This window comes from Pseudomonas sihuiensis (genome assembly GCF_900106015.1).
In the GTDB taxonomy this organism is placed as follows: Bacteria; Pseudomonadota; Gammaproteobacteria; order Pseudomonadales; family Pseudomonadaceae; genus Aquipseudomonas; species Aquipseudomonas sihuiensis.
This window is the reverse complement of sequence record NZ_LT629797.1, coordinates 1,641,987-1,660,430: the sequence shown is the minus strand read 5'-3', so window position 1 is coordinate 1,660,430 and position 18,444 is coordinate 1,641,987. Positions and strand designations below refer to the sequence as shown.

General features: G+C 59.6%; 11 protein-coding genes, 2 tRNA genes, 3 rRNA genes and 2 pseudogenes. 12 read left to right on the top strand and 6 right to left on the bottom strand.

Annotation, left to right across the window (positions count from 1 at the left end; genetic code table 11):
- The first annotated feature begins 439 nt into the window (after nt 1-439).
- The 5 genes from BLT86_RS07840 (at nt 440) to rrf (ending at nt 5,647) form a co-directional block, all read left to right on the top strand.
- A 16S ribosomal RNA gene (locus BLT86_RS07840) occupies nt 440-1,975 on the top strand.
- 85 nt (nt 1,976-2,060) lie between these two features.
- Nucleotides 2,061-2,137 (top strand) — tRNA-Ile (locus BLT86_RS07835).
- Nucleotides 2,138-2,159: 22 nt separating this feature from the next.
- Nucleotides 2,160-2,235, top strand: a tRNA-Ala gene (locus BLT86_RS07830).
- A gap of 254 nt (nt 2,236-2,489) precedes the next feature.
- Nucleotides 2,490-5,382, top strand: a 23S ribosomal RNA gene (locus BLT86_RS07825).
- A gap of 149 nt (nt 5,383-5,531) precedes the next feature.
- Nucleotides 5,532-5,647 (top strand): 5S ribosomal RNA (rrf, locus tag BLT86_RS07820).
- Together the 16S, 23S and 5S rRNA genes with 2 tRNA genes alongside form the textbook arrangement of a ribosomal RNA operon.
- A gap of 321 nt (nt 5,648-5,968) precedes the next feature.
- On the opposite strand, the gene queD is transcribed toward rrf, so the two are convergent.
- Together queD and BLT86_RS07810 are read right to left on the bottom strand one after the other, a co-directional pair.
- Entirely contained in the window at nt 5,969-6,325 is a 357-nt protein-coding gene (gene queD, locus BLT86_RS07815) for a 6-carboxytetrahydropterin synthase QueD (RefSeq protein WP_003461315.1), read from the bottom strand.
- 112 nt (nt 6,326-6,437) lie between these two features.
- Complete coding sequence (locus tag BLT86_RS07810; protein ID WP_092375881.1) at nt 6,438-7,517, bottom strand: patatin-like phospholipase family protein; 1,080 nt, start codon at nt 7,515-7,517, stop codon at nt 6,438-6,440.
- Nucleotides 7,518-7,663: 146 nt separating this feature from the next.
- On the opposite strand from BLT86_RS07810, the gene BLT86_RS07805 reads away from it, so the two are divergent.
- From BLT86_RS07805 to BLT86_RS07790, 4 genes are read left to right on the top strand one after another with little or no spacing between them, the layout of a single operon-like run.
- Nucleotides 7,664-7,972, top strand: a complete 309-nt coding sequence (locus BLT86_RS07805; RefSeq protein ID WP_021488844.1) for a PepSY domain-containing protein — start codon at nt 7,664-7,666, stop codon at nt 7,970-7,972.
- The gene (locus BLT86_RS07800; protein WP_072426372.1) at nt 7,972-8,286 is read left to right on the top strand and encodes a PepSY domain-containing protein; all 315 of its coding nucleotides are present in this window, start codon (nt 7,972-7,974) and stop codon (nt 8,284-8,286) included. The genes BLT86_RS07805 and BLT86_RS07800 overlap by 1 nt, the downstream gene beginning before the upstream one ends.
- Entirely contained in the window at nt 8,286-8,954 is a 669-nt protein-coding gene (locus BLT86_RS07795; RefSeq protein ID WP_024310251.1) for a response regulator transcription factor, read from the top strand. Before BLT86_RS07800 ends, BLT86_RS07795 begins: the two co-directional genes overlap by 1 nt.
- Nucleotides 8,951-10,264 carry an ATP-binding protein gene (locus tag BLT86_RS07790; protein WP_072426371.1) on the top strand — a complete coding sequence of 438 codons (1,314 nt, stop codon included), beginning with the start codon at nt 8,951-8,953 and terminating at the stop codon, nt 10,262-10,264. Before BLT86_RS07795 ends, BLT86_RS07790 begins: the two co-directional genes overlap by 4 nt.
- A gap of 111 nt (nt 10,265-10,375) precedes the next feature.
- On the opposite strand, the gene BLT86_RS07785 is transcribed toward BLT86_RS07790, so the two are convergent.
- The 3 genes and pseudogenes from BLT86_RS07785 to BLT86_RS26420 all read right to left on the bottom strand — a co-directional run.
- Nucleotides 10,376-10,972 (bottom strand): NADPH-dependent FMN reductase, encoded by a 597-nt coding sequence (locus BLT86_RS07785; protein WP_092375878.1) that lies wholly within the window; start codon nt 10,970-10,972, stop codon nt 10,376-10,378.
- A 147-nt stretch (nt 10,973-11,119) separates the two neighbouring features.
- A pseudogene (locus tag BLT86_RS26425) lies at nt 11,120-11,632 on the bottom strand (methyl-accepting chemotaxis protein); the annotation flags it as partial.
- A gap of 345 nt (nt 11,633-11,977) precedes the next feature.
- Nucleotides 11,978-13,045: pseudogene (locus BLT86_RS26420) on the bottom strand (PDC sensor domain-containing protein); the annotation flags it as partial.
- A 403-nt stretch (nt 13,046-13,448) separates the two neighbouring features.
- Here BLT86_RS26420 and BLT86_RS07775 point away from each other — a divergent pair.
- The gene (locus tag BLT86_RS07775; protein WP_055985928.1) at nt 13,449-14,768 is read left to right on the top strand and encodes a Na+/H+ antiporter family protein; all 1,320 of its coding nucleotides are present in this window, start codon (nt 13,449-13,451) and stop codon (nt 14,766-14,768) included.
- Between the two features lie 115 nt (nt 14,769-14,883).
- The gene (locus BLT86_RS07770) at nt 14,884-16,566 is read left to right on the top strand and encodes a methyl-accepting chemotaxis protein (protein WP_092375872.1); all 1,683 of its coding nucleotides are present in this window, start codon (nt 14,884-14,886) and stop codon (nt 16,564-16,566) included.
- 1 nt (nt 16,567) lies between these two features.
- Here BLT86_RS07770 and BLT86_RS07765 read toward each other — a convergent pair whose 3' ends face one another.
- Nucleotides 16,568-17,470: a LysR substrate-binding domain-containing protein gene (locus BLT86_RS07765; protein WP_092375870.1), complete on the bottom strand. Its 903-nt coding sequence runs from the start codon at nt 17,468-17,470 to the stop codon at nt 16,568-16,570.
- A 119-nt stretch (nt 17,471-17,589) separates the two neighbouring features.
- On the opposite strand from BLT86_RS07765, the gene BLT86_RS07760 reads away from it, so the two are divergent.
- On the top strand, nt 17,590-18,198 hold the full coding sequence (locus BLT86_RS07760) for an FMN-dependent NADH-azoreductase (RefSeq protein WP_021488851.1): 609 nt from the start codon (nt 17,590-17,592) through the stop codon (nt 18,196-18,198).
- Nucleotides 18,199-18,444 lie beyond the last annotated feature (246 nt).

Genomic DNA, 18,444 nt, shown 5'->3' with positions numbered 1-18,444 from the left:
ATGCGCGCCGGTCGACAGGGTGGTGGTAAGGCTCTGTTGGTGGTTCGGTCGAATGGATCGAAAGCGGTAGAAAAGAGGTGTTGACAGCGGTTTTGAACGCTGTAGAATGCGCCTCCCGCTGGAGAGAGGAGGTTCGGATCGAAAGCGCAAGTGGTTGAGTAGAAAGAAGTTTCTCCGGAAACAAAATCGAAAAACAGCTTGACAGATAGAGGGGCTGCTGTAGAATGCGCGCCTCGGTTGAGACGAAAGGCTTAACCAACTGTTCTTTAACAACTGAATCAAGCAATTCGTGTGGGTGCTTGTGAGGTAAGACTGATAGTCAACTGATTATCAGCATCACAAAGCAACACTCGTTAATTCGAGAGTTACCTTTCATTAATTTGAAAGTTTTGCGATTGCTGAGCCAAGTTTAGGGTTTTCTCAAAACCCAAGCAGTATTGAGCTGAAGAGTTTGATCATGGCTCAGATTGAACGCTGGCGGCAGGCCTAACACATGCAAGTCGAGCGGATGAGAGGAGCTTGCTCCCTGATTTAGCGGCGGACGGGTGAGTAATGCCTAGGAATCTGCCTGGTAGTGGGGGATAACGTTCCGAAAGGAACGCTAATACCGCGTACGTCCTACGGGAGAAAGCAGGGGACCTTCGGGCCTTGCGCTATCAGATGAGCCTAGGTCGGATTAGCTAGTTGGTGAGGTAATGGCTCACCAAGGCGACGATCCGTAACTGGTCTGAGAGGATGATCAGTCACACTGGAACTGAGACACGGTCCAGACTCCTACGGGAGGCAGCAGTGGGGAATATTGGACAATGGGCGAAAGCCTGATCCAGCCATGCCGCGTGTGTGAAGAAGGTCTTCGGATTGTAAAGCACTTTAAGTTGGGAGGAAGGGCTGCTGGTTAATACCCTGCAGTTTTGACGTTACCAACAGAATAAGCACCGGCTAACTTCGTGCCAGCAGCCGCGGTAATACGAAGGGTGCAAGCGTTAATCGGAATTACTGGGCGTAAAGCGCGCGTAGGTGGTTCGTTAAGTTGGATGTGAAAGCCCCGGGCTCAACCTGGGAACTGCATCCAAAACTGGCGAGCTAGAGTACGGTAGAGGGTGGTGGAATTTCCTGTGTAGCGGTGAAATGCGTAGATATAGGAAGGAACACCAGTGGCGAAGGCGACCACCTGGACTGATACTGACACTGAGGTGCGAAAGCGTGGGGAGCAAACAGGATTAGATACCCTGGTAGTCCACGCCGTAAACGATGTCAACTAGCCGTTGGAATCCTTGAGATTTTAGTGGCGCAGCTAACGCATTAAGTTGACCGCCTGGGGAGTACGGCCGCAAGGTTAAAACTCAAATGAATTGACGGGGGCCCGCACAAGCGGTGGAGCATGTGGTTTAATTCGAAGCAACGCGAAGAACCTTACCTGGCCTTGACATGCTGAGAACTTTCCAGAGATGGATTGGTGCCTTCGGGAACTCAGACACAGGTGCTGCATGGCTGTCGTCAGCTCGTGTCGTGAGATGTTGGGTTAAGTCCCGTAACGAGCGCAACCCTTGTCCTTAGTTACCAGCACCTCGGGTGGGCACTCTAAGGAGACTGCCGGTGACAAACCGGAGGAAGGTGGGGATGACGTCAAGTCATCATGGCCCTTACGGCCAGGGCTACACACGTGCTACAATGGTCGGTACAAAGGGTTGCCAAGCCGCGAGGTGGAGCTAATCCCATAAAACCGATCGTAGTCCGGATCGCAGTCTGCAACTCGACTGCGTGAAGTCGGAATCGCTAGTAATCGTGAATCAGAATGTCACGGTGAATACGTTCCCGGGCCTTGTACACACCGCCCGTCACACCATGGGAGTGGGTTGCTCCAGAAGTAGCTAGTCTAACCTTCGGGGGGACGGTTACCACGGAGTGATTCATGACTGGGGTGAAGTCGTAACAAGGTAGCCGTAGGGGAACCTGCGGCTGGATCACCTCCTTAATCGAAGACATCAGCTTCTTCATAAGTTCCCACACGAATTGCTTGATTCATAGTCGAAGACGATGCTGTAACGCGACCCTGTTATAGGTCTGTAGCTCAGTTGGTTAGAGCGCACCCCTGATAAGGGTGAGGTCGGCAGTTCAAATCTGCCCAGACCTACCAATTGCTTGGTGCAGAAGATTACGGGGCCATAGCTCAGCTGGGAGAGCGCCTGCTTTGCACGCAGGAGGTCAGCGGTTCGATCCCGCTTGGCTCCACCACTCTCTACGCGTTGCGGTGAAGGAAAGAGTTCAGAAATGAGCGCTTCAGGGTAGACCTGGTGAGTGCTGATTTCTGGTCTTTTGACCGGTAAGAAAATCGTTCTTTAAAAATTTGGATATGTGATAGAAGTGACTAACAGCGTGTTTCACTGCACGTTGTTAATCAAGGCAAAATTTGTAGTTCTCAAGACGCAAATTTTCGGCGAATGTCGTCTTCACGATTGAGACAGTAACCAGATTGCTTGGGGTTATATGGTCAAGTGAAGAAGCGCATACGGTGGATGCCTTGGCAGTCAGAGGCGATGAAAGACGTGGTAGCCTGCGAAAAGCTTTGGGGAGTCGGCAAACAGACTGTGATCCAGAGATCTCTGAATGGGGGAACCCACCTAGGATAACCTAGGTATCTTGTACTGAATCCATAGGTGCAAGAGGCGAACCAGGGGAACTGAAACATCTAAGTACCCTGAGGAAAAGAAATCAACCGAGATTCCCTAAGTAGTGGCGAGCGAACGGGGACTAGCCCTTAAGTTGGTTTGAGTGTAGTGGAAGGCTCTGGAAAGTGCCGCCGTAGTGGGTGATAGCCCCGTACACGAAACGCTCTTATCAATGAAATCGAGTAGGACGGGGCACGAGAAACCTTGTCTGAACATGGGGGGACCATCCTCCAAGGCTAAATACTACTGACTGACCGATAGTGAACCAGTACCGTGAGGGAAAGGCGAAAAGAACCCCGGAGAGGGGAGTGAAATAGAACCTGAAACCGTATGCGTACAAGCAGTGGGAGCCCACGTTGTTGGGTGACTGCGTACCTTTTGTATAATGGGTCAGCGACTTATATTCAGTGGCGAGCTTAACCGAATAGGGGAGGCGTAGCGAAAGCGAGTCTTAATAGGGCGCTTTAGTCGCTGGGTATAGACCCGAAACCGGGCGATCTATCCATGGGCAGGTTGAAGGTTAGGTAACACTGACTGGAGGACCGAACCGACTACCGTTGAAAAGTTAGCGGATGACCTGTGGATCGGAGTGAAAGGCTAATCAAGCTCGGAGATAGCTGGTTCTCCTCGAAAGCTATTTAGGTAGCGCCTCGTGTATCACTGCTGGGGGTAGAGCACTGTTTCGGCTAGGGGGTCATCCCGACTTACCAAACCGATGCAAACTCCGAATACCAGCAAGTGTCAGCACGGGAGACACACGGCGGGTGCTAACGTCCGTCGTGAAAAGGGAAACAACCCAGACCGTCAGCTAAGGTCCCAAAGTTATGGTTAAGTGGGAAACGATGTGGGAAGGCTTAGACAGCTAGGAGGTTGGCTTAGAAGCAGCCATCCTTTAAAGAAAGCGTAATAGCTCACTAGTCGAGTCGGCCTGCGCGGAAGATGTAACGGGGCTCAAACCATACACCGAAGCTACGGGTTCATCCTTTGGATGAGCGGTAGAGGAGCGTTCTGTAAGCCTGTGAAGGTGAGTTGAGAAGCTTGCTGGAGGTATCAGAAGTGCGAATGCTGACATGAGTAACGACAATGCGAGTGAAAAACTCGCACGCCGAAAGACCAAGGTTTCCTGCGCAACGTTAATCGACGCAGGGTTAGTCGGCCCCTAAGGCGAGGCAGAAATGCGTAGTCGATGGGAAACGGGTTAATATTCCCGTACTTCTAGTTACTGCGATGGAGGGACGGAGAAGGCTAGGCCAGCACGGCGTTGGTTGTCCGTGTTTAAGGTGGTAGGCTGGTTTCTTAGGTAAATCCGGGAGATCAAGGCCGAGAGCTGATGACGAGCGTTCTTTTAGAATGCGAAGTGGTTGATGCCATGCTTCCAGGAAAAGCTTCTAAGCTTCAGGTAACTAGGAACCGTACCCCAAACCGACACAGGTGGTTAGGTAGAGAATACCAAGGCGCTTGAGAGAACTCGGGTGAAGGAACTAGGCAAAATGGCACCGTAACTTCGGGAGAAGGTGCGCCGGTGAGGGTGAAGTATTTACTACGTAAGCCCATGCCGGTCGAAGATACCAGGCCGCTGCGACTGTTTATTAAAAACACAGCACTCTGCAAACACGAAAGTGGACGTATAGGGTGTGACGCCTGCCCGGTGCCGGAAGGTTAATTGATGGGGTTAGCGCAAGCGAAGCTCTTGATCGAAGCCCCGGTAAACGGCGGCCGTAACTATAACGGTCCTAAGGTAGCGAAATTCCTTGTCGGGTAAGTTCCGACCTGCACGAATGGCGTAACGATGGCGGCGCTGTCTCCACCCGAGACTCAGTGAAATTGAAATCGCTGTGAAGATGCAGTGTATCCGCGGCTAGACGGAAAGACCCCGTGAACCTTTACTATAGCTTTGCACTGGACTTTGAGCTTGCTTGTGTAGGATAGGTGGGAGGCTTTGAAGTGGGGACGCCAGTTCTCATGGAGCCAACCTTGAAATACCACCCTGGCAACCTTGAGGTTCTAACTCTGGTCCGTTATCCGGATCGAGGACAGTGTATGGTGGGTAGTTTGACTGGGGCGGTCTCCTCCCAAAGAGTAACGGAGGAGTACGAAGGTGCGCTCAGACCGGTCGGAAATCGGTCGTAGAGTATAAAGGCAAAAGCGCGCTTGACTGCGAGACAGACACGTCGAGCAGGTACGAAAGTAGGTCTTAGTGATCCGGTGGTTCTGTATGGAAGGGCCATCGCTCAACGGATAAAAGGTACTCCGGGGATAACAGGCTGATACCGCCCAAGAGTTCATATCGACGGCGGTGTTTGGCACCTCGATGTCGGCTCATCACATCCTGGGGCTGAAGCCGGTCCCAAGGGTATGGCTGTTCGCCATTTAAAGTGGTACGCGAGCTGGGTTTAGAACGTCGTGAGACAGTTCGGTCCCTATCTGCCGTGGACGTTTGAGATTTGAGAGGGGCTGACCTTAGTACGAGAGGACCGGGTTGGACGAACCTCTGGTGTTCCGGTTGTCACGCCAGTGGCATTGCCGGGTAGCTATGTTCGGAAAAGATAACCGCTGAAAGCATCTAAGCGGGAAACTTGCCTCAAGATGAGATCTCACTGGAGCCTTGAGCTCCCTGAAGGGCCGTCGAAGACTACGACGTTGATAGGTGGGGTGTGTAAGCGCTGTGAGGCGTTGAGCTAACCCATACTAATTGCCCGTGAGGCTTGACCATATAACACCCAAACAATCTGCGAAGGCATAAGCCGGAGACAGAGGGTGTCGATGGTGAAGTCGACAGAAAGCCGAAAATTTGCAAGAACTACAAATCATCTATCACGTATCCAAGGGATAGCGCCTAACCGCGAGATCCCAACCGAATTGCTTGACGACCATAGAGCGTTGGAACCACCTGATCCCATCCCGAACTCAGTAGTGAAACGACGCATCGCCGATGGTAGTGTGGTGCTTCACCATGTGAGAGTAGGTCATCGTCAAGCTCCTATACGAAACCCCAGATCGCGCAAGCGGTCTGGGGTTTCTTCTTTGCAGCGCGGAAAACTTCGCGGCAGAAGTCGTTCCTGCAAGCGCGTAGGGGGCGCTGCGCGCACCGACAAGGACGCGGTTACAAAGGTGCGCATGGCGCACCCTGCGGTTGATCCGCTGACGCTTCGCGAGCAGAGCTCGCTCCTACAACTTCGCAGTGCACTGTGCGCACCGCCAATGGTGCGGTCACACCGGTGCGTGTGGGATTGCGGTGCTTTGTCGGCATCAATAAAAAGGCCACCTTGAAGGTGGCCTTTGCTGTTTCTGGGCGCTGATCAATCGCCGCGATATTCGCAGCCGCTGGTGCAGGTCTCGTGGATGCGTACGCGCGACAGCTCCGGCAGCAGTGGCTTGACCTGTTGCCAGATCCACTTGGCCAGCACTTCGCTGGTTGGGTTTTCCAAACCGGGGATGTCGTTCAGGTAGTTGTGGTCGAGCTGCTCGTAGATCGGTTTGAAGATCGCCTTGATCTCGGAGAAGTCACGAATCCAACCGGTATAGGGATCGACTTCACCTTCGATATAAATGGCGACTCGGAAGGAGTGGCCGTGCAGGCGGCCGCATTTGTGGCCTTCCGGTACGTGTGGCAGGCGATGGGCCGCCTCGAAGATGAACTCTTTGAACAATTCCACTGAACAGCGCTCGCGTAAATGATTCCGCCTGATTGGCGTTGAGCGACACAGTTTATCAGGTCTGACCCGATTGCCGCCTAATCACGTCCGCTCAAAAGGTTGACCGGATCAATCAGAGGGGTTGCAGGCGTTCGGCCAGGCGGCCGCTTTCGACCAGTTCGAGAAATTCGTCGCCGAGCCGCGCGCTCTCGGCCATGGCCTGTCGCCAATAGCGTTCACGTCCTTCATCATTGCCCAGGTAACGCTTGAAGTCGGTACGATCCGGAAGTTTGCCGTGTGGCAGGCGCGCCAGGTAGGCGCGTGATGGTGCCAGCAGCAGTACGTCCTGCAAGCGCGTGCGGTCGCCACGGCGCCATGGCATGCTCTTGTCGAACCAGCCCGGTATCACCCGGTCGGTAAAGTGCGGATAGAGCACGATATCTTCGCCGTTGTAGGGCAGGTCGAGGTGATAGTCGAGCAGGCCGCCATCGCGATAGGCACCCGGTTCCAGGCCCGGGATCTCACGAATCGCCTCCATCACCATGGGGATCGAGCCCGAAGCCAGCAGGGCGTGGCGCAGGTTCTCCGAGGTCAGCGCATGGAAGTGCGAACGGAAGTCGCTCAACTGAGCCAGGGGCGGCACCTGCCGTGCATCATGGAGGATCACCCGGTCGAAATGGCGGCTAAGGCGCTGGCGAGCGAGGAAGTTGTTGCCGATGACCGATGACAGGCCGAGGCTGAGTTTGCCGCGATGATCGTGTTGCAGCAGGCCGTGGCTCTTCACTACGACAATGTGCAGACGGTAGTGCGGGTTGGCGATGATGGCGGCATCCTGATCGGCGAGCAGCTCGTTGAGCATCTGCCGGCAACTGCCCGACACCTGAGCCATGCTCACGCCCTTGGCGAAGCGTTGAGAGGTGTACAGCTCACCGAGTCGTCGAATCCCCGCTGCCGGATCGGGCAGGCAGGCACTGGCGAAGCGCCAAGAGCCAATGGAAGCGCCGATCAGCGCGCGTTCACGCGGCGCGCGAAGCAACCAGTCACCAAACAGCGCCAGATCCAGGCCTTGAATGCCGATGCCCTTGGGCCCGCCTGCCGCGCCAGGCAGGATGCCCACATCCGCCGGGCTCAGGCCATTCTGGCGAATGCGCGCCAAGGCCCTGGGGCCGGCCTTGAGTGTCAGGGCAGGGGGTTTGATATGGATCGCGCTCATCGGTGCCTCCTTTCGCAGCAGGCGATTATAGAGGGCTGAGTGAGCAGGCCAAGCTACTTCATGCGGTGAATGACGTGAGTGAATTCAGCTTGAATTAAGTGCCTGGGCCTAGAGTGGCAGTCACTGATTCACTGCTGGAGAACCCCATGAAACGATTGATCAGCCTCGCAACACTTGCCACCCTCGTCAGCGCCGCTACCATTGCCCAGGCGCGTGATCTCGGCCCGGACGAGGCCCTGCGTCTGCGTGATGCCGGGACCATCAAATCCTTCGAACAGCTCAATGAAGCGGCACTGGCCCAGCATCCAGGTGCGCGCATCGAAGAAACCGAGCTGGAAGACGAATACGGTCGCTATATCTATCAGATCGAGCTGCGCGATACCCAGGGCGTGCAGTGGGACCTGGAGCTGGATGCCAGCACCGGGGAAATTCTCAAGAACCACCAGGACGATTGATGAAGTTTCGACGTACCACCGCGCTGTTGCTGGTTCTGGCATGCGGTCTCGCCAGTGTGCCGGGGATTGCGCGCGATCTCGACCAGGATGAGGCGCTGCGCCTGCGGCGTGAGGGTGTCATCATGCCCTTCGAGCAACTGATGCAGCACATCGGCAATGCCTACCCCGGTTCCACTTTGCTCGAAGCGGAGCTGGAGGAAGAGGATGGCGTGCTGGTCTATGAAGTCGAGATTCTGACCACATCCGGCGTGGTGCGTGAGCTCGAACTGGATGCCCGCAACGGCAATATTCTGAAGGATGAGGAAGACGACTGATGCGCCTGTTGCTGGTGGAAGACCATGTACCCCTGGCCGATGAGCTGACCGCCAGCCTGACTCGCCAGGGCTATGCCGTGGACTGGTTGGCCGATGGTCGTGATGCGGCCTATCAGGGCGCCAGCGAGCCTTATGACCTGATCATTCTCGACCTTGGCCTGCCAGGCAAGCCGGGGCTCGAGGTGCTGCAGGAGTGGCGTGCCGGCGGACTGGCTACACCGGTGCTGGTGCTGACTGCGCGAGGTTCGTGGGCCGAGCGCATCGAAGGGTTGAAGGCCGGCGCCGACGACTACCTGACCAAACCCTTCCATCCCGAGGAGCTGGCCCTGCGCATCCAGGCGCTATTGCGTCGTGCCCATGGCCTGGCCAACCAGCCGCAACTGGAGGCCGCCGGCCTGCAACTGGACGAGAGCCGCCAGTGCGTGACCTCGGGCGGCGAGGCCATCGATCTGACGGCCGCCGAGTTTCGTCTGCTGCGCTACTTCATGCTGCATCCCGGGCAGATTCTCTCCAAGAGCCATCTCGCCGACCATCTCTATGACGGCGAGACCGAGCGTGATTCCAACGTCATCGAAGTGCACGTCAACCGCCTGCGCGGCAAGCTCGGGCGCAACGTGATCGAGACCCGCCGCGGGCAAGGTTACCGCTTTACCGGAGAGCAGGGTTGAGGTCCATTCAGCGTCGGCTCGGTATTGGCCTGGCCGCGACGCTGCTACTGGTCGGACTGGTTCTGGCGCAGGCCAGCCTCTGGGTATTCGACCGTGGCCTGCGCGCTTATCTGGAAGAGGATTTGCGTGACGAGGCGCAAGGCCTGTTGGCTGCTCTGGTCCGTGGTCCGGCTGGTTTGCAACTGGATGAGCGGCGTCTCGATCCCTCGTTCCAGCGGCAATTCTCGGGGCATTACTTTCGCATCGATTTTTCCGATCGCAGCTGGCGTTCGCGCTCGCTGTGGGATCGTGAACTGCTCAAGCCCAATGGCATTGGCATGCAGGCCGAGCTGGGCGACGGCCCGCAAGGCCAGTTGCTGCTTATCTACCGCGCCGACTACCGCCGCTATGGCGAGAATCTGTCGATCAGCGTGGCGCAGGATTACCAGCCGATACTGCAGAGTTTTCGCCGCATGCAGTGGGTGGGTTTGGGCCTGGGAGGCGCTGCGCTGCTGCTGATCCTTGTTGCCCAGCGCTACACCGTTCGCCGTGCTCTGCGCCCACTGGAACAGGTGCGTCAGCAGATCGCGCAACTGCAGCAGGGTCGACGTACCGATCTGGATGCCGAGGTGCCCGAGGAGCTGGAGCCTCTGGTCGCACAGATCAACCACCTGTTGGCGCATACCGAGGACACCCTCAAGCGCTCGCGCAATGCATTGGGCAATCTTGGCCATGCGCTGAAAACGCCGCTGGCCGTGTTGATCAGTCTGGCAGGTCGCGAGGAGTTGGCGGCTCATCCGGCCCTGCGCGCGAGCCTGCGTGAACAGTTGGAGCAGATCGAGCAGCGTCTCAGCCGCGAGCTGGGGCGTGCGCGTCTGGCTGGCGAGGTGTTGCCGGGGGCGCGCTTCGATTGCGCGCAGGAGCTGCCGGGGCTGTTCGCCACCTTGTCGATGATTCATGACCGCGGCCTGAGTCTGGACTGGCAAGCGCCGCCAGGCCTGGTGCTGCCGCGTGATCGTGAAGACTTGCTGGAGCTGCTCGGCAATCTCTTGGACAACGCCTGCAAATGGGCCGATCAGCGCGTGCAGTTGACGGTGGAGGAGAGTGCCGATGGCTATCGCCTGTCTGTCGATGACGATGGCCCCGGCATCGATGCCGAGCGCCGCGAGGCCGTGCTGGGCCGCGGCACTCGTCTGGACGAACAGGTGGCGGGGCACGGCCTGGGCCTCGGTATCGTGCGCGACATCATCGAGGCCTGGCATGGCCGTATCGAGCTGCAGGACAGCCCGCTGGGCGGGCTGCGAGTGGTGGTCAGTCTGCCACGGCGTTGAGCCTCAGGCTCACGCCGGTCACACCATCGTCTGGTAGGCTACGCGGCGCAGCATGTTCGCTGGCGTCTGCAAACGCTGCGTTCAGCGCCGCTAATCCACCCTACGGATCCCTTACATACCGTTGGCGAAGGCCGAGTTGTCGAAGCTGATGGCGGCGCGTACCGGCTGCAGGGCGTGGGCGTAACGCACCAGTACATCGAGCGCGTAATCGATGCGGGCGCGGATGCGCTCATCGGCTTCGTCCACCGCCTGCGGACCGTTCAATACCTTCTCGACCTGACGCACGATCAGGTGCTCCGGCAGGTAGCACAGGCGGCAGTTCTTGTAGCTGGAGGCGCGCAGCTCGCTGATGGGGTAGGCGCCACCAATTCCCGAGGAAACGCCAACCAGCAGGCCTGGCTTGTGCGCCAGTTCGGCCTTGCTGGCGTAGATGAAGAAATTCTTGATCGCCGGGCAGGCCATGCCGTTCCACTCCGGCGCGATGATCACCACCGCATCGGCGGCGGCCAGTTGCTGCTGATACATGGACCAGGGGCCGGCATCTTCAGCAGGCCAAAGTGGCAGCGGCGCCAGGCCCAGATCGATGATGCTGCTGGTGTCCTGAGTGGTTTGCCCCATCTCGATCAGGCGCTGACGCAGCACGCGAGCGACCTTTCCCGATTGGCTGTTGTTGCGGCTGGAGCCGGCGACCAAGGCGATATTGAGCATGCTGCTTCCCCCCGAAAAAAGAACGCAGGCTAGGCGATTGCCTGCCTGCGCCGCAAGGGAAGCGCCGCCAGATCGAGGATGATTTGGCGTCATGTCCACCTGTGCGCGGCCCGGATTTGAGGTGCGCGCGGTGCACCCTATCTGAGGTTACACGCGGAACTGATCCATCAGGCTCTGCTGGTGATTGGCCAGGCGATTGAGGTTCTGGCTCACCTGCGCCGACTCGTCGGCCTGTGCGGTGATGGCCTCGGTGACGTCGCGAATCGAGGCAACGTTGCGGTTGATCTCCTCGGCCACCGAACTCTGCTCCTCCGCCGCGCTGGCGATCTGCAGGTTCATGTCGGTAATGGTGCTGACCGCCTGGCTGATATGCTGCAGCGCGGCCACGGCCTGCTGCACCTGCTCGACGCTGCCCTGGGCCTGGCGATGGCTGCTGTGCATGGTGCTGACCACCTCGCGCGTGCCGTTCTGCAGGCCTTCGATCACCTGGCGGATTTCCTCCACCGAATCCTGGGTGCGCTTGGCCAGGTTGCGCACTTCGTCGGCGACCACGGCAAAGCCGCGACCGGCTTCGCCCGCTCGCGCGGCCTCGATGGCGGCGTTGAGGGCGAGCAGGTTGGTCTGCTCGGCAATCGAGCGAATCACCTCCAGCACCGAGCCGATCTGCTCGCTGCTGTTGGCCAGGCCTTCGACTTCCTGCATGGCCACGTTCATTTCATTGGCCAGCAGGTCGATGGTGCTGGTGGTGTGGTCGATCACCTGCAGGCCTTCGCGGCTGGCCTGGTCGGCATTGCGCGCGGCTTCTGCGGCCTGCGCGGCGTTGTGGGCGACATCCTGGGCGGTGGCGCTCATTTCCTGGAAGGCGGTCGCCACCTGGTCAACCTCGCGGTACTGCTGCTGCATGCCGGCGCTGGTCTGGCTGGCGATGGCTGCGGACTGATCGGCCGTGCTGCGGGCGTCGATCACGCTGTTCTTCACGTCGGCGATGATGGGCTGCAGCTTGTCGAGGAAGCGGTTGAACCAGCCAGCCAACTCGCCCAGCTCATCCTGCCGGGCGTATTGCAGGCGGCGGGTCAGGTCGCCTTCGCCGCTGGCGATATCCTTGAGCATGGCGGCCACGCCGAGAATCGGCCGCGTTACGCCGCGTGCCGTCAGCCACATCAGCAGCAGGCCGGCGATCACCGCGACAAGCCCCATCAGCAGCGCGACCAGGCTGTCGCTGGCACGGTTGGCATCGAGCTGTGCGCCCAGCGTGATGGCACGCTCGAGCAGTACGTTCTGAGGTACTTCGAGCAGCACTGACCAGGGCTTTGACTCGGGGATGGGTTTGAACGGGCTGATCTCGCGGAGCATGTCACCGTGATGCAGCTCGGCATCGCTGCCGCTCTGGATCAGGCCGCGCAGTTCGCTGGCGTTTTCGGGAAAGGCGCGTTCGACCGGCTGGCTCAGCAGGCTGCCGTCGCGGCTGTGGCCCGCCAGCAGGGCGCTGGGGCTGAAGATGCTGATATGGCCCTGGCCGTCATACAGCTCGCGATTGGCCTCCTGGCTGATCTGTTGCAGGTTGGCCAGGCTGATATCGACGCCCATCACGCCGATGATCTTGCCGTCTAGTTCCAGCGGGAAGGCGATGCTGGTCATCAGCGTCTTCTGCCCGCCGACCTCGTCGTAATAAGGCTCCAGTACGCAGGGCTGACGGGTCTCGCGCGGGCAGGTGTACCAGGCGTTGTAGGCCACGCCGTTGTCACCCGGCGTGGTGTCGCCGAGCAATTCTTCGGTCATGGCCTCGGCTTCCAGCTTGCCGATCGTGGGTTGTGCCCAGTACAGCGCGAAGCGCCCTGCGTCATTGCTGCCCAGGTCGGGCTGGTCGGCGAACAGCTCGTCCTTGCCGTCCAGAGCGTTGGGTTCGAACACCAGGTACAGGCCGAGCAGGGTGGGGTTGGCTTCCAGGCTGCTGCGCACCTGGCGGGTCAGGTCCTCACGCAGGTCGAAGGCATCGAGAAAGCGCTTCTCAGCCTGCTCGCGCAGAAACAGGATCTGCCGGGAAAACCCCTTGCCGTACTGGTAGGCGTCCATGAAGTAACGCTGGATGCGAATCGCCTGTAATTCACTGCGCGCCTTCAGGCGCAGTGTCGCGCTCTCTTCCAGCATGGCAGAGCTTGCGTCGCGCACCAGGCTGGCGCTGCGGCTGGACTGATACTGCGAGGCACCCACCAGCAAGGTGACGATGGCGAGCAGGCACAGGCCGGCGAGCAGGGTGATCTTCCATTGGATCGAAAGACGGCTGAACAGCATGGTGCGTTCCTTTCTACATGGACTAACAGGGTTATCGGTGTGCGGCCCGTATTCTTGATCGATACGTGTGTGGTCGGAATTATGCACGTTTCGATTTAAATAATGAACGAGCATGCGTTTTGACAGGTGTGGCTCGCTTACGGCAGAGTACGCGGCTTTTTGCGCCGTGCAGGTGGAGTGCTTTATGAACGCTGTAATCGCTGCGGTCGGCATCATGCTGGTCCTCAGTCTCTGTCGCGTACACGTGGTCGTGGCGCTGATCATTGGTGCGCTGGCCGGTGGGCTGCTGGGTGGGCTGGGCGTCGAGGGCACGCTGAAGGCGTTCAACCAGGGGCTCGGTGGTGGGGCGACCGTTGCCCTGTCTTACGCGCTACTGGGCGCTTTCGCCGTTGCCATTGCCAAGGCGGGCCTGGCCCACGCCCTGGCGGACAAGGCTCTGGCGCTGGTCGGCAAGCAGCAGGAAGGCGCCGGTGGTGCGCTGAAGTGGCTGCTGATCGGGCTGCTGCTGGCGGTGGCGATCTCCTCGCAGAACCTGCTGCCGATTCACATCGCCTTCATTCCGTTGCTGGTACCGCCGCTGCTCTATGTATTGAGCAAGTTGCAACTGGACCGTCGCTTGATCGCCTGCGTGCTGACCTTCGGTCTGATCACGCCGTACATGTTCCTGCCGGTGGGTTTTGGCGGCATCTTCCTCAACGACATCCTGCTGGCCAATGTCGCCAAGTCTGGTGTCGACGTCACGGGCATCAGCATCACCCAGGCCATGGCCATTCCGGCACTGGGCATGCTCTTCGGTCTGCTCGTGGCGGTGCTGTTCAGCTATCGCGGCAAGCGCGTATATGACCTGGAAAAGGTCGCGCAGGCCGAGCGCGTGGACGTGCAGTACAACCCGTTGAGCCTGCTGGTGGCAGGGCTGGCCATCGCCGCGGCGTTCGTCGTGCAGCTGTGGCTGGACTCGATGATCATCGGTGCGCTGGTCGGTTTCGTGATTTTCTCGGTGTCCGGCGTGGTGCGCTGGAAAGAAGCGGACGGCCTGTTTACCGAGGGCATGAAGATGATGGCCATGATCGGCTTCATCATGATCGCCGCTGCAGGTTTCGCCGAGGTGATGAAGACCACCGGTGAGGTCAAGACGCTGGTCGATAGCTCTGCAGCCCTGATTGGCCACAACAAGGCCGTTGGCGCGCTGCTGATGCTGCTGGTCGGGCTGCTGGTGACCATGGGCATTGGCTCTTCCTTCTCGACCATCCCGATCATCGCCGCGATCTTCGTGCCGCTGGGCGTGCAACTGGGTTTCAGCCCGCTGGCCATCGTCTGCATCGTCGGCACGGCCGGTGCCTTGGGTGACGCGGGTTCACCTGCCTCGGACTCGACGCTCGGGCCAACCTCGGGGTTGAACGCCGACGGTCAGCACAACCACATCTGGGACAGCGTGGTACCCACCTTCCTGCACTACAACCTGCCGCTGCTGGCGTTCGGTTGGGCCGCCGCTATGCTGCTGTAAAGGCGTGAACAGACGCCGGGTTAAGTTCTCGGCGCCTTGGGTCGCTTAATTCTTCCACGGGGTTGCCGATATATCGGTAGCCCCGTTTTTGGTTTCGCACACAAGGACAATAAGAATGCGCCTGACATTGAAAGCCAAGGTAATCCTGCTTGCGCTGGTTCCCGTCATCCTCTTCGCGCTGGTGCTCAGCGGAACGGCGGCGAGGGTGTTGCAGAATCTGGCTGCTGACGAAGTGGCCGAGACCCGTGAGCGTCTGCTGCAGGAGAAACGCAGCGAGCTCGAGCACTACATCCAGATCGCACTGGGCTCGGTGAAGGGGCTCTACGATGGCGCCGCGCAAGGCGACATGGCCAGTCGCGAACAGGCCATCGCCATCCTCTCGAAGATCAAGTACGGCGCCGACGGCTACTTCTTCGGCCACGACTCCAACGTAGTGCGCCTGTTCCGTGGCGACAGCCCGGTGGATGTCGGCAAGAGCCTGGCCGACCGGCGCGACCCGAACGGTGTGTACATCAACCGCGAGTTGGTCAACGTGGCGAAGAACAACAGCTACTTCGTCAACTACTCCTCGCCGCTGCCGGGTAACGAATCGGTAATGGTGCCCAAGCTCGCCTACAGCTACTACCTGCCCAAATGGGACATGGCCCTTGGCACCGCGCTCAACCTCGACGGTATCGAGGCGCAGATCGCCGAAGTACAGGCCGAGATCGACCGCCGCATCGGCACCATCATCACCAGCATCATGGTAGTGGCGGCGGTCCTTCTGCTGGTGTTTGGCGTGATAGGTGTCTGGCTGAGCAACGCCTTCCTGCGTCCGCTGCAGCAAATCAAGGCCAACCTCGACGATATCGCCGCGGGGGAGGGCGATCTGACCCGCCGCCTGCCCGTCACCAGTGAAGACGAGTTGGGCCAGTTGGCCGGGTCCTTCAACCGGTTTGTCGAGAAGGTGCATGGCCTGGTGCGGCAGATCGTCGAAATGACCGGGCAGCTTACCGAGCTGGTGGGCCAGGTTTCGGAACAGGCGCAGCGCTCCGAGCAGGCCATGGGGCAGCAGCGCCATGAAACCGATCAGGTGGCCACGGCGATCAACGAAATGTCCGCCGCCGCGCACGAAGTCGCCAAGAGTGCGCAGAACGCCGCCGAAGCCGCGCAGCAGACCGACCGCGAAGGGCAGGCAGCCAAAAGCGTGGTCGATGGCAGCATCCAGCGTATTCACTCACTGGTCGAGGACATCCGCAGCAGCGGCGTATCGCTCGACAACCTGCAGCAGGAGGTGCTGTCCATCGTCAGCGTGCTCGACGTGATCCGCTCCATCGCCGAGCAGACCAACCTGCTGGCGCTCAACGCCGCCATCGAAGCCGCGCGTGCCGGTGAGGCCGGGCGCGGTTTTGCCGTGGTCGCCGATGAGGTGCGTGCGCTGGCCAGCCGCACCCAGCAGAGCACCCAGGAAATCCAGGGCATGATCGACCGCCTGCAGCAGGGCACGCAGCAGTCAGTGACCTCGATGCGCCGTTCCAGCGATGCCGGTGAGCTGACCAGCGAGCAGGCCAACAAGGCCGGCGAGTCGCTCGATGCCATTGCCCAACTGATCGCCACCATCAATGCGATGAACGCGCAGATCGCCAGCGCCGCTGAAGAGCAGACGGCAGTGGCCGAGGAGATCAATCGCAGCGTGCATCAGATCGCCGTTGCCGTGGACAGCGTTGCCGACGAAACCGAGCGTGGCGCGCAGACAGCGCGCAGCCTGGCAGGCCTGGGCGATCGCCTCGGGGCACTGGTGCGTCAGTTCCGCATCTGAGTCAGAGCGGGAAGCTCCAGCGACTGAATGCGTCGCTGAGCAACTCGATCCAGGCGCGGACCGCCGGCGACATGCCGCGCCTGTGGGTGTAGGCCAACTGGACATAGCCCTCAGGCACCGTCCAGTGCGGCAGCAATGACACCAGGCTGCCATCGGCCAACTCCTCGTGGCAGTAGGTGGTGGGCAGCAGGGTAATGCCTACCCCGGCCAGTGCCGCCGACTTGCGCATGGGAAAGTCGTCGACGGCCAGGCGCGCTTCCAAGGCGATTTCGCGAGCCTCCTGCGTCGTGTTGTGATGAAAGCGCAGATGAATGCGCCGGTTGGCTCCGATGACGCCCAGCGCGGGCAACTGCTGCAGATCTTCGGGCTGCTCCAGGCACAGCCCGGCTATCAGATCCGGGCGCGCTACCACCAGCGCGCGCGCCGGTAGCAGGCGGCGAGTGATCAGGCCCGGTTCTTCGTCATCGGCGTTGCGCACGCGCAGGGCGACGTCCACGGCCTCGTTGAGCAGATCGATACGGCGGCTGGTCTGCACGACCTCCAGCTGCACCCTGGGGTAGCGCGTCAGAAAATCATTGATCACGTCGGGCAACAGGGCCACGCCCGGTGGGGTGGAGAAGCGCACCCGACCACGCGGCTCGCTGGTCAGGTTGGTCACGGTTTCCTCGGCCTGTTCGGCCTCCAGCAGCATCGCCTGGCAATGGCGCAGGTAGCGTTCGCCGATATCGGTCAGCGCCAGTTTGCGTGTCGAGCGCTGTAGCAAACGCGCACCCAGGCGTTGCTCCAGCTCGGCGATGCGCCGCGACAGACGCGATTTGGGAATGCCCAGGGCACGCCCGGCAGCAGCGAAACCACCGGCTTCCACTACCTTGGCGAAGTAGAACAGGTCATTAAGGTCATGCATGTCATCGTCCTATCAATGGGACGAACTATCGCATTTTTGCCGTCTTATCGGCTATTGGTTACATCGGTAGCCTCTGTGCAATTGCGTCACCACGTCGCATAGCACTCTGGAGAGCACCTATGAAACTACTGCACCTCGATTCCAGCATCCTCGGCGATGCTTCCGCTTCCCGTCAGCTCAGCCGTTCTGTAGTCGAGGCCTGGAGCGCTGTTACTGCAGATGTTCAGGTGACCTACCGCGACCTGGCCAGCGATGCGCTGAGCCACTTTTCCGCTGCCACCCTGGTAGCCGCCGGCACCCCGGCCGAGCTGCGTGACGCCGCGCAGAAACACGAGGCCGAGCTGGCCGAACGCACCCTGGAAGAGTTTCTCGCTGCCGATGCCATCGTCATCGGTGCGCCGATGTACAACTTCGCCATTCCCAGCCAACTGAAAGCCTGGATCGACCGCATTGCCGTCGCCGGCAAGAGCTTCAAGTACACCGAGAACGGCCCGGTAGGGCTGGCTGGCGGCAAGACCGTGGTGATCGCCTCCAGCGCCGGTGGTATTCATGCCGGCCAGCCGTCTGGCCAGGCGCATGAGGACTATCTGGTGCGCATGCTGAATTTCGTCGGCATCGACGACATCGAGATCGTTCGCGCCGAAGGCCTGGCCTATGGCGAAGAGCCGCGCGCCGAAGCCATGAAGGGTGCTGCGCAGCGTATCTCCGAGCTGTTCGCCACTGCCTGAGCAGGGCGCTGAAACAACAAAGCCCGCGAAAGCGGTAATGCTGTTCACTTAAGGTTGCACACGTTTGGCTCCCCTCTCCCATTTATGGGAGAGGGGTTGGGGGAGAGGGCTGAAAACACCGCAAAACTGCCAGTTTTCCCCTCTCCCTAACCCTCTCCCCAAAGGGGCGAGGGGACTAATCGCGTCCAACCATCGCTTATGTGAACAGCATTACGCGAAAGCGGGCTTTGTTGTTTCTGTAGCCTG

Excerpts from the sequence above, each read along its gene's own strand:
- BLT86_RS07810 (WP_092375881.1), bottom strand. The coding sequence starts at position 7,517 with ATGAGCGCGATCCATATCAAACCCCCTGCCCTGACACTCAAGGCCGGC.
- BLT86_RS07805 (WP_021488844.1), top strand. The coding sequence starts at position 7,664 with ATGAAACGATTGATCAGCCTCGCAACACTTGCCACCCTCGTCAGCGCC.
- BLT86_RS07800 (WP_072426372.1), top strand. The coding sequence starts at position 7,972 with ATGAAGTTTCGACGTACCACCGCGCTGTTGCTGGTTCTGGCATGCGGT.
- BLT86_RS07795 (WP_024310251.1), top strand. The coding sequence starts at position 8,286 with ATGCGCCTGTTGCTGGTGGAAGACCATGTACCCCTGGCCGATGAGCTG.
- BLT86_RS07785 (WP_092375878.1), bottom strand. The coding sequence starts at position 10,972 with ATGCTCAATATCGCCTTGGTCGCCGGCTCCAGCCGCAACAACAGCCAA.
- BLT86_RS07775 (WP_055985928.1), top strand. The coding sequence starts at position 13,449 with ATGAACGCTGTAATCGCTGCGGTCGGCATCATGCTGGTCCTCAGTCTC.
- BLT86_RS07770 (WP_092375872.1), top strand. The coding sequence starts at position 14,884 with ATGCGCCTGACATTGAAAGCCAAGGTAATCCTGCTTGCGCTGGTTCCC.
- BLT86_RS07765 (WP_092375870.1), bottom strand. The coding sequence starts at position 17,470 with ATGCATGACCTTAATGACCTGTTCTACTTCGCCAAGGTAGTGGAAGCC.
- BLT86_RS07760 (WP_021488851.1), top strand. The coding sequence starts at position 17,590 with ATGAAACTACTGCACCTCGATTCCAGCATCCTCGGCGATGCTTCCGCT.